This is a genomic window from Pseudarthrobacter sp. (genome assembly GCF_036675385.1).
Classification (GTDB): domain Bacteria; phylum Actinomycetota; class Actinomycetes; order Actinomycetales; family Micrococcaceae; genus Arthrobacter.
This window is the reverse complement of record NZ_JAKFFD010000164.1, coordinates 14157-29086: the sequence shown is the minus strand read 5'-3', so window position 1 is coordinate 29086 and position 14930 is coordinate 14157. Positions and strand designations below refer to the sequence as shown.

General features: G+C 66.5%; 10 protein-coding genes. 3 read left to right on the top strand and 7 right to left on the bottom strand.

Annotated features, from left to right (window positions below):
- Positions 1-3: 3 nt before the first annotated feature.
- From cydD to V6M49_RS13785, 3 genes are read right to left on the bottom strand one after another with little or no spacing between them, the layout of a single operon-like run.
- Positions 4-3480: a thiol reductant ABC exporter subunit CydD gene (gene cydD, locus V6M49_RS13795; RefSeq protein ID WP_332761458.1), complete on the bottom strand. Its 3477-nt coding sequence runs from the start codon at positions 3478-3480 to the stop codon at positions 4-6.
- Between the two features lie 6 nt (positions 3481-3486).
- Positions 3487-4536, bottom strand: a complete 1050-nt coding sequence (gene cydB, locus V6M49_RS13790; protein WP_141140139.1) for a cytochrome d ubiquinol oxidase subunit II — start codon at positions 4534-4536, stop codon at positions 3487-3489.
- A 22-nt stretch (positions 4537-4558) separates the two neighbouring features.
- On the bottom strand, positions 4559-6151 hold the full coding sequence (locus tag V6M49_RS13785) for a cytochrome ubiquinol oxidase subunit I (RefSeq protein WP_332761457.1): 1593 nt from the start codon (positions 6149-6151) through the stop codon (positions 4559-4561).
- Between the two features lie 264 nt (positions 6152-6415).
- Here V6M49_RS13785 and V6M49_RS13780 point away from each other — a divergent pair, with 264 nt between their 5' ends.
- Together V6M49_RS13780 and V6M49_RS13775 are read left to right on the top strand one after the other, a co-directional pair.
- Complete coding sequence (locus tag V6M49_RS13780; protein ID WP_056345326.1) at positions 6416-6802, top strand: BlaI/MecI/CopY family transcriptional regulator; 387 nt, start codon at positions 6416-6418, stop codon at positions 6800-6802.
- Between the two features lie 6 nt (positions 6803-6808).
- Positions 6809-7846 (top strand): M56 family metallopeptidase, encoded by a 1038-nt coding sequence (locus tag V6M49_RS13775; RefSeq protein ID WP_141140136.1) that lies wholly within the window; start codon positions 6809-6811, stop codon positions 7844-7846.
- Between the two features lie 18 nt (positions 7847-7864).
- Here V6M49_RS13775 and V6M49_RS13770 read toward each other — a convergent pair whose 3' ends face one another.
- Positions 7865-9973 (bottom strand): DNA gyrase/topoisomerase IV subunit B, encoded by a 2109-nt coding sequence (locus V6M49_RS13770; RefSeq protein WP_332761454.1) that lies wholly within the window; start codon positions 9971-9973, stop codon positions 7865-7867.
- A 257-nt stretch (positions 9974-10230) separates the two neighbouring features.
- On the opposite strand from V6M49_RS13770, the gene V6M49_RS13765 reads away from it, so the two are divergent.
- Positions 10231-10452, top strand: a complete 222-nt coding sequence (locus V6M49_RS13765) for a DUF7455 domain-containing protein (protein ID WP_056345317.1) — start codon at positions 10231-10233, stop codon at positions 10450-10452.
- Positions 10453-10621: 169 nt separating this feature from the next.
- Here V6M49_RS13765 and V6M49_RS13760 read toward each other — a convergent pair whose 3' ends face one another.
- The 3 genes from V6M49_RS13760 to V6M49_RS13750 form a co-directional block, all read right to left on the bottom strand.
- Entirely contained in the window at positions 10622-11929 is a 1308-nt protein-coding gene (locus V6M49_RS13760; RefSeq protein WP_141140135.1) for an RNA polymerase sigma factor, read from the bottom strand.
- 266 nt (positions 11930-12195) lie between these two features.
- Complete coding sequence (locus V6M49_RS13755; protein ID WP_332761448.1) at positions 12196-13455, bottom strand: DUF4192 domain-containing protein; 1260 nt, start codon at positions 13453-13455, stop codon at positions 12196-12198.
- A gap of 81 nt (positions 13456-13536) precedes the next feature.
- Positions 13537-14892, bottom strand: coding sequence for an MFS transporter (locus V6M49_RS13750; RefSeq protein WP_141140133.1), 1356 nt, complete (start codon positions 14890-14892; stop codon positions 13537-13539).
- Positions 14893-14930 lie beyond the last annotated feature (38 nt).

Here is a 14930-nt window from a genome sequence, read left to right as displayed (position 1 = left end):
GACTCAACCCACCAGCGAAGCAGCCGGGCCCGTCCGGGACACCGCCGAGAGCTCCAGCCGGGTGTCATCCGGCTGGATGTCGGCCGGATTGTGGGTGACCATGACCACCGTGCGGTCTTTGAGGCCGGCGCGGAGGTCTGCCAGCATTTCCCGTCCCGACTGTGCGTCCAGATGAGCCGTGGGCTCATCGAGCAGGATAACCCCGGCCCCCGTCAGCAGGGTCCGCGCCACGGCCAGCCGTTGCCGCTCGCCGCCGCTGAGGAAGGAACCACCCGGCCCGATCCGGGTGTCCAGCCCGGCCGGCAGCCGCGACACCAGGGCGCTGAGGCCGACGGCGGCCAGCGCCGCTTCCAGCTCGGCTTCACCGCCGGCAGGCGCATCAGCACTAGGCACCGCCGCTGCGGAGGGGACGCCCAGCATCAGGTTGCCCCGCAGCGTCGAATCGAACAGGTGTGCCTCCTGCGGGCACCAGGCCGCCGTGCCGGTCACCGCGGCCCGGCCCGTGGCGGCGGGCAGGAATCCCAGCAGGACGGCGAGCAGCGTGGATTTCCCCGCGCCGGACGGCCCGGTTACCGCCAGCCACGTGCCGGGTCCGGCCGTGGCGGAGATCCCCGAGAACACGGGTTCCCCGCCGGGCCAGGCCGCCCCGACGCCTTCCAGTTCAACCCCCGGGGCGGCACCGGAACGGGCGGGGACAGCATGCAGGCCGTCGCCGGCCCCGGTTTCCGTGGCGCCGCCATCCAGCACCCCTGACTCACCGACCCGGCGCATAACGCTGCGTAGCGCCGGGTACTGGCGCACCGCCGTCGTCATCGCCGCGTACGGTTCCACGAGTGCAAGCTGCAGCAGGACAACAACCGCGGCGGTGGCGGGCTCCATGGTTCCTGCCAGCACCTGGGGTGCGGTCAGCACGGCAGCACCCAAGGCGGCGGTGCCGCAGGCGGCGACGGTGATGGCCTGGCCGAGACCTTCGGCCCAGGCGGAACGCTGCGATGCCCGGGTGGCCAGGCGGTCCTCGGAGCGCAGCGCGTCCAGGACTGTTGCAGCGATGCCGTTCGCGTGCAGCTCCGCCCGGGCATCCAGCGCGGCGGACGTGCGCCGCAGGACGCCTGCCCGCAGGCTCTGTTCCGCTGTGGCCGAGCGGCGGTCCCCCCACAGGGCGGCAGACGGCGCCACGAACAGACATACAGCTGCTGCCAAGGCAACGGCCGGCAGCGCGGCAGGCGCCACGAGGGCGCTTGCCACCAGCGCCGAACCGGCCACGGCGAGCGCCGTCGCCGGCGGCAGGACAACCCGCGGCAGCAGGTCGCGGACGGTGTCGACGTCGTCAATCACCGTACCCAGGACGTTGCCGCCCTGCAGGAGCCGCCGCAGTGAAAGTGCCTTGCGGCTCAGTGATTCCCAGAGCCGGCCGCGCAGGCGGGTGAGGGCGCCGAAGACGGCATCGTGCAGCAGGAGCCGTTCCCAGTAGCGCAGGACGGCGCGCCCGATCCCGAAGAACCGCACCCCGACGATGGCAGTGAGCAGGTACAGGATGGGCGGCTGTTCGCTGGCCCTGATGATGAGCCAGCCGGAGAGGCCGGACAGGGCAACGGCGAAAAGGGCGGCAAAAGTGCCCACCACGGCGGCGCCGGTGAACCGGCCAGCCACCGGTGCCAGCAGGCCGGCCACGAGGCGGGCAGTCCTGCTTGGCCGGAGATCCGCGGCGGCAAGGTTCTGCGTCCTCGCCGGGCGACGCCCGGAAATTTCCGGGGCATGCTCTTGCTCCACAATGGCCCCGGTTCCGTCGCACACGGTTCCGGACGGCCCTGTCCCTGCTGACAGCACAACTCCGTCGGAGGGCGCTGTGATGCCGTGGGCGGAAACAGGTACCAGGTGGTCAGCCACCTCGCGGGTCTGCTTGTCGTGGGCCACCAGGATGACGGTGACCTGGCCCCGGAGCGCACGGATCGAGTCCTGCACCAGCGCCGCCGACACGCCGTCAAGGTGCGCGGTGGGCTCGTCGAGAAGCAGCAAAGTGGCACCGGACTTGATGCGGGCCAGGCCGCGGGCCAGCGCAACGCGCCGCAGCTCGCCCGGGCTCAGTTCGGCCGGATGGTGGCCGGCAAGGTGCCCGGCAGCCGCAGCGGTCAGGCAATCCTTAGCTGCCTCGGCTACCTGAGTATCGTGGTGCGTTCCGCCGCCGAGGTACAGCATGACCTCCTCAAGCACGGAGTCCGCCACCATCACCGGATGCTGCGGGACCCAGGCGACCGCGTCGCGTGCCAGGCCGGAGAGGCGGCCGGAAACTGTGGTTCCGCCGCCGTCCCCGATGGTCCCGGCCAGCACGCCAAGGACGGTGCTTTTGCCGGCGCCGCTGGGACCGTCCAGGGCGGTGATCAGCCCGTGCGGGGCAGTGAACGTTAACGGCCCGACGGCGGGAGCGGACCGTCCGGAGTACGTGACACTGAGGTCGGTGACCGTCACTCCCCCGGACCCGGGCACGGAACCCCGGCTGCCGCCGTCGGACGCGGCAGCTTCGCGTCCCTGTACGGGCAGCGGCTGCGGCTCTGGTGCATCGGTGACCTTCCTGGTCTCGGCGAGGGCCGCCCGGCCGTCATCACTGGCGTGGTGGGCGGTGCCCAGCTCGCGCAGCGGCAGGTAGCAGTCCGGCGCAAGAATCAGCGCCAGGAGGCCGGCTTCAAGCGGCATGTCGCCGTGCACCAGGCGGACGCCGATGAATACGGCAACCACTGCTACGGAAATGGTTGCGATCAGTTCCAGCGCCAGTGCGGACAGGAATGCGGTGCGCAGCGTCCCCATGGTCCTGGCGCGGTATTCCTCCGAGATCTCCTCCAGGGCCTTGCGCTGCGCGGTGGCACGGCCCAGCCCCACCAGCACGGGAAGGCCCTTGGCCAGTTCCAGCATGTGTGCGGACAGCCGGGCCAGGGTTTCCTGGGCCTCGCGGACATGGTCCTCGGTGTAGCGGCCAATCAGCACCATAAACAGCGGAACGAGCGGAACTGTCAGGACAATCACCACCGCGCTGACCCAGTCAGTGAACAGGATGCGGGCCCCGAGCAGCAGCGGTATCGCGGCGCAGTTCACCAGAGCGGGGAGGAACTGCGTGTAGTAGCTGTCCAGCGCATCCAGCCCGCGCGTAGCCAGGACGGCCAGCCCGCCATCGGCAGGACCGGTACTCCGGGCACCGTTCCGCAGGGCCCGGGCCAGCAGCTCGGAGCGGAGTTCCTCCTTGATGCCCAACGCGGCGCGGCGCGCGGCGATGCCCTGGGCCCAGACAGTGGCGGACCTTAGGACAACTCCCGCCAGGCCCCAGGGCAGCTGCTCGGCCCACGACCCGTTCCCGGTGGCCAGCCCGGCCAGCATGGCAGCCACGGCCTGCCCCATCAGGACCAGTGACAGCGCCTTCAGCGCTGCCAGCAGGCCAAGCCAGTAGATGGCGGAGCGTGTGGCCGGTCCGGCCGGAAAGTCCGGGCGCACGGCCGGTCAGCCCTTCGTGGTGAATGCCCGGACGGCAATGGCCGGCAGGAAGCTGTGCGCCGCGGGGATCTGGGACGCGCTGACACGGCGCCGGAACACCCAGTAGGTCCACGCCTGGTAGGTGATGACGAGGGGCAGGCCAACGGCTGCCACCACACTCATGAGCCCGAGCGTGTATTCGGACGACGACGCGTTGGCAACAGTGAGGTCAAAGGCAGGGTCCAGGGTGGAGGGCAGCACCACCGGGAACGCCGCACCGAAGATTGATGCGCTGCCGAGGATGAGGAAGGCCCCCATCGCCATAAACGCCCTGCCTTCGGATCCCCGCCGTGCCAGGAACCAAGCGGCTGCTGCGGCAATGACGGCCACGATCACGGCAGCCCAGGTCCACGGCTTGCCCGACAGGAACTGGATGATGAGTGCCCAGCCTGCCAAAGGCAGCAGCAGGACCGGAAGCAGCCGGACGAACCAGCGGCGCGCGCGGTGGCGCACGTCGCCGTCGGTCTTCAACGCGAGGAACGCCAGCGCGTGCAGCAGGGAGAACCCCACCACGGCCAGCCCGCCCAATACGGCGTAGCCGCTGAACCACGCGAACGCACCGCCCTCGCGGTCACCGTTCGCGTTCAGCGGCAGGCCCGTGGTGGTCAAGGCCAGGGCAGCGCCGACGCCGAACGCGGCGAAGAAGGAGCCCAGGGCAATGGCCCAGTCCCAGCGCGACCGCCATACGTCCGTGTCACCCTTGCCGCGGTATTCGAACGCCACGGCACGGAAGATGAGGGCAACCAGCACCACCAGGAGCGGGAGGTAGAGGGCGGAAAACAGCGAGGCGTACCAGAGCGGGAACGCCGCAAACGTTGCGGCTCCGGCCGTGATCAGCCAGACCTCGTTGCCGTCCCAGACCGGGCCGACGGTGTTCAGCAGCACCCGGCGCTCGGTGTTGTTCCGCGCGAAAAGCTTCATCAGCATTCCCACGCCGAGGTCAAAGCCTTCAAGGAAGAGGTAGCCGGTCCAAAGCACCGCGATGACGATGAACCAGATGGTGGGCAGCAGTTCCATGCTCGAGTATCCTCTGCTCTTCTTAGTAGGCGAATGCCAGGACGTCGTCGGCGGGCTTGCCAGTGCCGGGGCCCTTGTTGGCGTCCCCGTTTTTGTCGGCCGGGGTGTGGGCCAGTTCCGGCATCGCGGACACCACACCGCCCCGGATGAACTTGACCAGGAGCTTGACCTCAACCACCAGCAGCGCGGCGTAGACGGCGGTCAGGACGATCAATGACGTCAGCAGCTCACCGGCCGAGACTCCGGGGGAGACTGCGGCCGCGGTGAACATAAACACCTGGTCGATGCCGTTCAGGTCCGGGTTGGGGGCCACCACAAACGGCTGCCGGCCCATCTCGGTGAAAATCCAGCCCGCCGCGTTCGCGCCGAACGGGGCCAGTATGCCGAAGACCGCCAGGCGCATCAGCCAGCGCGAGGCAGGCACCGTACCCTTCCGCGTCACCCAGAGCGCGAGAAGCGCCGCCAGCGCCGCAATACCGCCGAAGCCGATCATCATCCGGAAGCCCCAGTAGGTGACTTCCATAACCGGGACGTACTGGATCTCCTGGCCGGCCCGCTCGCCGTAGATCGGGTTGTCCGGCAGGTGGGTTCCGTAGTCGGCCTTGTACTGGTCCAGGAGGCTATTGACGCCCCTGACTTCCGTGGTGAAATCGCCCTTGGCGAGGAAGGACAGGATGCCCGGGACCTCGATCAGGGCCACAATCTCATCGCAGTTCTTGGAGCCAAGGTTCCCGACGCTGAGCACGGAGAAACCGGTGCCGTCGTGGCAGGCGGCCTCGGCTGCGGCCATCTTCATGGGTTGCTGCTCAAACATCAGCTTGCCTTGCAGGTCGCCGGTCAGGGCGGTGCCAGCGAACGAGATCATGGCGACGACGGCGCCGATCCGCAACGAGCGGATCCACACTTTGTAATCGGTCCGGTCCCGGCCGGGGATGGCTGCTTCGCCGGGAATCACCTTCCCGTCGGCGCCGATGGTGTCGATGCCGTCCGTGCGCCTGCGCCAGAGGTGGTACCAGGCGATGCCCAGAAGGAAACCGCCGGCAACTGCCAGCGCTCCCATCAGCGTGTGCGGAAAGGCCACCAGGGCCGTGTTGTTGGTGAACACGGCCCAGGCGTCGGTCATGACCGGCCGGCCGTCAATGATCTCCGCGCCCACCGGATGCTGCATCCAGCTGTTGGCCACGATGATGAAGTAGGCGGAGAACACCGATCCCACCACGGCCACCCAGAGGCAGGCCAGGTGGATGGCTGGCTTCAGCTGCTTCCAACCGAAGATCCACAGGCCCAGGAACGTGGACTCAACAAAGAAGGCCAGCAGCGACTCCAGGGCCAGCGGCGCCCCGAACACGTCTCCCACGAAGCGGCTGTACTCGCTCCAGGCCATGCCGAACTGGAACTCCTGCACAATGCCGGTGGCCACGCCCATGATGAAGTTGATCAGGAAGAGCTTGCCCCAGAACTTGGTCATCCGGAGGTATTCCACCTTGCCGGTGCGGTGCCAGATCGTCTGCATCACGGCCACCACCAGGCCCAGCCCGATGGTGAGCGGCACCATCATGAAGTGGTAGACGGTGGTGATGCCGAATTGCCAGCGTGCGATTTCCAGAGCTTCCACAGCAGTCCCTCGGGTTGGCGGTGCAATTTTTCTACGTGACGTAGAACTTTGACTTCTACAGAGTGTAGAACAATGCGGCGGGCACTGTAAAACCAACAGTTCCACCTGAAAGTGGCTCCCACAAGGCCGCGGCGCGCCGAGTGTTCTACCGTACGTAGAAACTTTGGCGAAAAACAGGTAAATTTGTTCTTGTATCTGTAGCGCATGGTGCAGTCACCGCGGCCGTCAACGGCCCGGTGCGGGGAAATCGAAGGAAGTATTGCAATGGCAAGTCTTGGCGAACTGGAACGGGCAGTGATGGATCTGCTCTGGGCGGGCCACGAAGCAGCCACCGCGAATACCCTGCGCGACAGACTGGCAACAACCACCGAGGCAAAAGGCGATGCTGCCGGGCATGAGGGCAAGGAGCTTGCCGTCACAACGGTCCTGACCGTCCTCTCACGGCTTGAGAAGAAGGGCCTTGTGGAGCGGGAACGCGGTATGCGTCCGCACCGCTACCAGGCCGTTTCCAGCAGGGAAGACCACACGGCGGAGCTGATGCATGAAGTGCTGGGCTCAGCGCCTGACCGTGAAGCCGTGCTGGCACGGTTCATCGGCTCCGTGACGGACAGTGAAGCGGAAACACTGCGCAAGCTGCTTGGCCACATCTAGCGGACCATGTTCTGGACCTCGTACCTTCTGGCGGTCCTCGCGATAGTCCTGGCGTGGCCAGTGCCTATCTTGCTTTCCCGTGCCTCGTGGCCTGCCCGGTCACCGTTCACGGCCATGCTGCTGTGGCAGGCCATAGCACTTGCGGGCGGGCTGTCCATGATCGGCGCCATGCTGGTCTACGGGCTTGAACCGATCGGAGACAACCTCATCTCCGGGCTTCGCGGGCTGGCTGATATGGTCCTCTTCAACGCGCCCACCACGGCCTTGGGCTTCTGGCATCTGTTCGCCCTGTCCGCCGCGGCGCTGCTCACCGCCCACCTGGTCTTCACCCTCTTGCTGACCTACTACAAGATCGAACGGCAGCGGCGTCGGCACCGGGAACTCCTGGCCCTATTGGCCGCACCGTCCGTCGACGCGGCCCGCACGGTGGTCATCAGCCACGATTCACCCGTCGCCTATTGCCTGCCCGGCGGGGCCCGCTCCGTCACGGTGCTCTCGGATGGCCTGATGGCCGCGCTGGAGCCGGCTGAGTTGCGGGCCGTCCTGAGCCACGAGAATGCCCACCTCAACCAGCGCCACCATCTCCTGCTCTGGGCGTTTGCCGCGTGGCGCCAGGCGCTCCCCTGGCTGCCCACCACCCGCCTCGCTCAGGAGGCGGTGAACTCGCTCATCGAAATGCTGGCGGACGACGTCGCGCTGAAGACGGAAAGCAAGGCCACGCTCATCAAGGCGATCGCCATTGTTGCCAGCGGTTCCACCGGAGGTATGGCGGCGGGTATGACGGCAGGGATGGGGGCGGGGATGGCGGGAAGCATGGCGGCCGCCGCCATGCCGTCCGCGCACCCCGGCCTTGCCCTGGACGGGCTTGAGGCGCCCACCGGCGCCGTCTCAGGTTCTGCCCGGACCACCATCTCCCGGGTCAGCCGGCTGCTGTCCCCTGAGCCGCAGTTGCCTGCCGCCGCCCGCGGGATGGTGCTTGCCGGCTCCGCCCTGCTCCTGGCCGTGCCCACCGCCCTGCTGATCGTGCCGGGCCTGCTGGGCTGATCCCCCCGGCGTGAGACGTCAGGCGTCGATCCGCTCCCGGTCCAGGCTGGAGGCGCCGGCGATGATGAAGTCTTTGCGGGGGGCAACATCGGATCCCATCAGCAGGTCGAACGTGTCTTCGGCATGCTTGGCGTTCTCGATCCCCACCTTGCGCAGCGTCCGGTGCCGCGGGTCCATGGTGGTCTCGGCAAGCTGTCCGGCGTCCATCTCGCCCAGGCCCTTGTACCGCTGGATCGGTTCCTTGTAGCGCTTGCCTTCCTTGGCCAGCCGGGCCAGGAGCACGTGGAGTTCCGCCTCCGAGTAGGTGTAGATCATCTCGTTGGCTTTCTGCCCGGCGTTGATGACCTCCACCCGGTGCAGCGGCGGCACGGCAGCATAGACCCGTCCGGCGTCGATCATGGGGCGCATGTACCGGAAGAAGAGTGTCAGCAGCAGGGTCCGGATGTGGGCGCCGTCGACGTCGGCGTCGGTCATGAGAATGACCTTGCCGTACCGGGCCGCGTTGATGTCGAAGCTGCGTCCGGATCCCGCACCCACCACCTGGATCAGCGCAGCGCACTCCGTGTTGGACAGCATGTCCCCTACGGACGCCTTCTGCACGTTCAGGATCTTGCCGCGGATGGGCAGCAGCGCCTGGAAGTCCGAGGACCGCGCCAGCTTGGCGGTACCCAGTGCGGAGTCGCCTTCCACGATGAAGAGTTCGGAACGGTCGACGTCGTCCGTCCGGCAGTCGGCCAGCTTGGTGGGCATGGACGAGGTTTCCAGGGCATTCTTGCGCCGCTGGGTTTCCTTGTGCACGCGCGCGGAAATCCTGGACTTCATCTCGCTGACGATTTTTTCCAGCAGCAGCGCTGAGTGGGCTTTGTCGTTCCGGTTGGCCGAATTCAGCTTTGCGGTGATCTCCTGCTCCACCACCTTCGCGACGATGGCGCGGACGGCGGAGGTGCCCAGGATTTCCTTCGTCTGCCCTTCGAACTGCGGTTCGGCCAGCCGGACCGTCAGGACAGCTGTCAGGCCGGCGAAGATGTCATCCTTCTCGATCTTGTCGTTGCCGGCCTTCAGCTTGCGGGCGTTGGCCTCCACTGCTTTCCGGAACGTCTTGACCAGCGCCTGCTCGAAGCCCGACTGGTGGGTTCCGCCTTTGGGCGTGGCAATGATGTTGACGAAGCTGCGGACGGTGCTGTCATAGCCGATGCCCCACCGCAGAGCCACGTCCACTTCGCAGTCACGTTCAACCTCGGCGAGCTGGCTGTGGCCCCGTTCGTCGAGTACCGGCACGGTTTCCTTGAATTTGCCTGAGCCGTGCAGCCGCCAGACGTCGGTCACGGCGGGATCGGCGGCGAGGAACTCGACGAACTCGGACAGGCCGCCGTCGTGGTGGAACACCTCTTCGTGGCCGGCTGCCTCACCGGGGGTACCGGCCAGCCTGCGCTCATCGCGGACGGTGAGCTTGAGTCCCGGTACCAGGAAGGAGGTCTGCCGTGCCCGTGCGGCCAGTTCGTCATAGGAGAACTTGGCGTCCGGCGTGAAAATCTGTCGGTCCGCCCAGTAGCGGATCCGGGTCCCGGTCACACCACGCTTCGCCTTGCCCACCACATCCAGCACCGAGCCGTCCACAAACGGCGCAAATACCGCGGACGGGTCCAGCTTGGATCCCTGGTCCTTGAAGCGCCCAGGCTCGCCGCGGCGGAACGACATTTTGTAGGTCTTGCTGCCGCGGTCCACTTCAACGTCCAGGCGCGCAGACAGGGCGTTCACCACGGAGGCGCCCACGCCGTGCAGGCCGCCGGAGGCCGTATAGGATCCGCCGCCGAACTTGCCGCCCGCATGGAGCTTGGTGAAGACCACCTCGACGCCGGTGAGCCCCGTCTTGGGCTCCATGTCCACGGGGATGCCGCGGCCGTCGTCGTGGATTTCCACCGAGTTGTCCGCGTGCAGGATGATCTTGATGTCGTGCCCAAATCCGGCAAGCGCTTCGTCCACCGAGTTGTCGATGATCTCCCAGAGGCAGTGCATCAGCCCGCGCGAATCGGTGGAACCGATGTACATGCCGGGGCGCTTGCGGACGGCTTCGAGGCCCTCCAGGACAGAAAGGTGCCGGGCGGTGTAATCAGAACTTGGTGCCACGGGTTGTGAACTCCTTCAGTGACGGAACAGCTGGCGCTGCGGGCGCTCCATCAAGCCTAGTCGGCGCGGCAGCAGACAGAGGGCTGCCACACTTGCTCCGGGCTGTGGGCAAGGCCACTCGTTATCTTTCCGTAACCGAAACCGGCGGGCTTGATCAATTCTTGTGGCTACGCGGACAGCGAACTTGACCCGTCCTTGCGATGGGATTGGTACGAATACTGGTTATATGGACATACAGATCTACTAAGGAGGCCGACATGACAACAGCAGTGGCAGACCGCACACTCAACGCACTGGACCGGTGCGATCGTTGCGGGGCTCAGGCATATGTCCGCGTTGTACTCGAGTCCTCCGGCGGTGAGCTGCTGTTCTGCGGCCACCATGCCCGTGCAATCGAGGCCACGCTGAGGCCGTTGAGCTCAGACTGGCACGACGAGACGGGCAGGCTTCACGAGAAGGCTCCCGTGTCCGTCGACTGACCAGGCGCACCACAACCTGATACACCTCAATGAGGACCCCTCCAGCCGGAGGGGTCCTCATTTGTCGTGAACTTACCATGAAGCCCCAGACAGGAAAACGCGGGTCCCCTTCCGCCCATCGATCCGAAGATGACGGGCGGAAGGAGACCCGCGCTGCCTGAGTCCTGATCTAGTCCAGGTAGTCCCGCAGCACCTGCGACCGTGACGGGTGGCGGAGCTTGGACATGGTCTTGGATTCGATCTGGCGGATGCGCTCACGCGTAACACCGTAGACCTTGCCGATTTCGTCTAAAGTCTTCGGCTGGCCGTCGGTGAGGCCGAAACGCATGGCCACCACGCCGGCTTCGCGCTCGGACAGGGTGTCGAGGACGGAGTGCAGCTGCTCCTGCAGGAGCGTGAAGCTCACGGCATCGGCGGGAACCACGGCCTCGGAATCCTCGATGAGGTCACCGAACTCGGAGTCACCGTCTTCACCCAGCGGGGTGTGCAGGGAGATCGGTTCGCGGCCGTACTTCTGGACCTCGACGACCTTCTCGGGAGTCATGTCCAGTTCGAGGGCCAGCTCTTCGGGCGTGGGTTCGCGGCCCAGGTCCTGAAGCATCTGGCGCTGCACGCGGGCCAGCTTGTTGATGACTTCAACCATGTGCACCGGGATGCGGATGGTGCGGGCCTGGTCTGCCATGGCGCGGGTAATGGCCTGGCGGATCCACCACGTGGCGTACGTGGAGAACTTGAAGCCCTTGGTGTAGTCGAACTTCTCGACAGCGCGGATCAGGCCCAGGTTGCCTTCCTGGATGAGGTCCAGGAACAGCATACCGCGGCCGGTGTAGCGCTTGGCCAGCGACACCACGAGGCGGAGGTTGGCTTCGAGCAGGTGGTTCTTGGCGCGCTTGCCGTCGTGGATGACGAACTCAAGTTCACGCTTGAACTTGGGGTCCATCGAGCCGTCGTCGGCGTTGATTTTCTCTTCGGCGAAGAGTCCGGCTTCGATCCGGAGCGCGAGGTCAACTTCCTGCTCGGCATTGAGCAGCGCAACCTTACCGATCTGCTTGAGGTAGTCCTTGACGGGGTCAGCCGTGGCGCCGGCCGACATCACCTGCTGGACAGGGGCGTCGTCATCATCGGCATCCGAGTAGACAAAACCCTTGCCGGTGGCTGCTGATGCGGCCTTGGCGGCGTTGATCTCGCTGTCGTCGGCGATGTTGATGTCGTCGAGGTCCTCCTCAATGTCCTCATCATCGTCCGATGCGCCGCGGGCTGATTTTCCGGCTGCTTCGGCAGCGGCTTTGGCGCCGGGCTTGGGCCCGCGCTTCTTGGGCTCAGGCTTGCCGTCCAAACCGGTGTCACCGGAGGCATCCTTGATGGCCTTGTTGGCTGCCCGCGTCGCTGCTCGCTTGGCGTTCGTTACAGCCTGCTTCGCCTCAGGGGACAAATCGTCCTGGGCGGCGGGTTCCTTCTTCGCGGAAGACGGGGTCACAGAAAACCTTTCTAGCGGCGGTCTGTGGAATCACCATACGGGCAACACCACTATGACCCTGTCAAGTCCGTGATGAATATCAGGTGCAACCACGGCCGGCAGAGTCTACAAGTAGAACTGCCGGGGCGGCTGTAATGTTCCCGACTGGGCTTCATCACATGCACTTGATTCACGGACCCAACCGGGTCTCGGCAACCATTGTCTCACGGTTTTCCCAAACCCGACCTCAACGCTGCCCCCATCCAAACCGGTCAGGCGGAATCCGGTCAGGCTGCATCCGGTTCGAATTTCCGCCAGGCGGCCTCCTTCCGTGCAGCCCAGCCGCAGAGGGTGCCGCGCCGGACCAGCTCCAGCATGAGTTCGGCGAGCCGGTAGCCTGGCTCCTCGTCAAGGGCGCGGCCGAGGTACGCAGCAGCGTAGGAGCCCCTCCCCCTGCACCACGCGATCCACCCACGCCCGGTCAGCGCGGCTGCACCGGCCTGCCCGCCGCACGCCGACAGCTGCTCCAGCACATTGTCCAGGCTGTTAAGGGTGTGCCAGGCGGGAACCACCGGGTCCAGTCCCAACAGGACTTCGCCATATCCTGGAATGCCAGGCATGCTGCGAGTACGGGGTCCGGTAGCACCTGTTCCGGCAGGCTCCCGTACTGCCAGTCCGGCTCCCGGCGCTGGAAGTCCGGATGGTATGGGACCCGGGAGTACGGGCCCCACCGGAGCCAGGATGCAGCCGACATCGAAGATCCCGAACATCTCGGCACCCGCCAGGGCAGCCGCCTGACCGGCGGCGGCCATCACCAGGACGGCGTCACGCCAGGCGGGCACCCGGAGCGACGCGCGTAGGAAGGCAACGTCATTGACGGGCAGAGGCCCAGGCTCATTGGCCAGCAGGGCCTCCCACTGGGCCATCAGCTGGCCGAACTGTTCCCTGCTCCCCCGTCGCCGGTCCAGCTGTGCCGCCCACGTGGCCTCAGAGGCAAGGACGGCTGCCCGGTCCTCGCCGGAAAGCAGGGGTGGAGGATGCGCCCCGTCCTCCGGCGCGGGCCCGACGCTGCTGCCGCGGAAGACCATCTCGGCATTAAGCATGCTGTCCCGGATCGCCTGAACAGACCGGCCCGGCGAGGGGCAGCAGGACGGATCGGTGCAAAAAGCCTCACGCCAGAAGGCGTCGCCGACATACCAGGCGTCCCGCACCGGCATCCCCGCGGCCCCTAGAACCATCTGAAGTGCATCCAACAGCCCGCGGTATGTTCCAGGTGGTTCCATCCAGCCGTCGTTGGTGAAACAGGCCAGCAGGGCGGCATCGGCATTCTCGTCAGCCAGGAGGTAGTCGCGCACCGTGCGGGCGTAGTCCCGCGGGTCCGCGAGGGTTTCCGGGCCGGGAAGATCCAGCCTCAGGGTTGCTCCCAGCCGGTTCCCCTGCAGGGTCATCGCAACCAGGCTGTCGGCCGGCCAGTAGCCCAGGGAATGCGGAATGAACCCGAGGATGTCTTCAGGGCCTCGGACGGTCAGGTGTTCTGAAGGTTTCATGGTTCCAGCTTTGGCGCCGCGCGAGCCGCGGTGAAGCGCCAACTTACCGTATGTGAATAACCTGCCTGTGCAGGAAAGGTGTCAGTCTTTGCCCGCGCGGTCCTTGGACACGGACGGCCGGCGACGCTGGTTCGCCCGCCGCTGCTGCGCCATGGCCCGAAGGAGCGGCGGCACCACAACACCCTGCGCTGCCATCTGGCGCCGCACTTTGCGCCGACAGACAATCGTCATGGCGGCGCCAAAGCCCAGCAGCAGGAACTGTACGCTGAGTGCGATCCGGAACGGTTCCAGCCCGTACAGGACGCCGTCGGAATAGCCGCTGGCCAGCAGGACGTCCAGCACCAGGCCGATCAGGAAGATGGCCACGAGGGCCGCGATGAAGCCGCCCACGTTCACGATGCCCGTTGCGGTTCCGATCCTGTGCGCCGGATTGAACGTCCGTGCGAAATCAAACCCGATCATCGAGCCAGGCCCCCCGATGGCCAGGACGACCACCAGGCACGCCAGCAGCCATAGCGGGGAACGGCCAGGCATCAGCAGCACCGCGGCCCAGGCAGCGGCCGTGGCGCCGGCGATGAGCAGGACCATCGTTGACCGGCGAAGCGGGTGGCGGGAGACAAACTGCCCAATGAAGGGGCCCACCGCCATCGCCGCCGCAACATACAAGGTCATCAGGCCGGCCACGGTTCCGGCATCCAGGCCCTGCCCCGAGATCAGGAACGGATATCCCCAGGTCATGGCGAAGACGGTGCCGCTGAACTGGATGGTGAAGTGGCTCCACATCCCCAGCCGGGTGCCCGGCTGGCGCCAGGCCCGCGCGAGCGAGGCGCCTGTGGCTTTCAACCCCTGCTGCGCCTGCGGCGCGGGCGCACCGGGCGGGTGGTCCTTCAAGAGCACCAGCACCAGGACAACCGCCATGCCCGCCATGCCCGCCAGCATCAGGAAACCGGAGGTCCAGCCGAAGGAATGCAGGACAAAGGCGAAGGGAAGCACACTGAAAAGCTGCCCGAGCTGGCCTGACATGCCCGTCAGCTGGGTGACCAGGGGAACCCTGGCCGGCGCGAACCACAACGGAATCAGGCGGATCACGGAAATAAAGGTCATGGCGTCCCCGGCGCCCACCAGAACCCGCCCCGCCACACCGCCGGGGATGGTGTCGGCGAAGGCCAACTGGAGCTGGCCAAGACCCATCAGGACGGCTCCACCGGCGATCATGGCGCGCGAGCCGAATCTGTCCACCAGCAGGCCCACGGGGATCTGCAGGCCGGCGTAGACCAGCAACTGCAGCACTGTGAAGAAGGAGATGGCGGACGCGCCGGCATGGAACCGCTCGGTGGCCTCAAGTCCCACCACACCGAATGACGTGCGCTGGGAGACGGCCACAAGGTAGGCGAAGATGCCGATGGTCCAGATCAGCCAGGCTCGGGGTGCAGTCACCCCCTCATTATGCCCGGGCTGCTGCCCGGACCAGGGCA

What these genes read in the sequence shown, in the direction of transcription:
- V6M49_RS13775 (WP_141140136.1), top strand. Translation starts at nt 6,809, where the DNA reads ATGTTCTGGACCTCGTACCTTCTGGCGGTCCTCGCGATAGTCCTGGCG.
- V6M49_RS13780 (WP_056345326.1), top strand. Translation starts at nt 6,416, where the DNA reads ATGGCAAGTCTTGGCGAACTGGAACGGGCAGTGATGGATCTGCTCTGG.
- V6M49_RS13765 (WP_056345317.1), top strand. Translation starts at nt 10,231, where the DNA reads ATGACAACAGCAGTGGCAGACCGCACACTCAACGCACTGGACCGGTGC.
- V6M49_RS13755 (WP_332761448.1), bottom strand. Translation starts at nt 13,455, where the DNA reads ATGAAACCTTCAGAACACCTGACCGTCCGAGGCCCTGAAGACATCCTC.
- cydB (WP_141140139.1), bottom strand. Translation starts at nt 4,536, where the DNA reads ATGGAACTGCTGCCCACCATCTGGTTCATCGTCATCGCGGTGCTTTGG.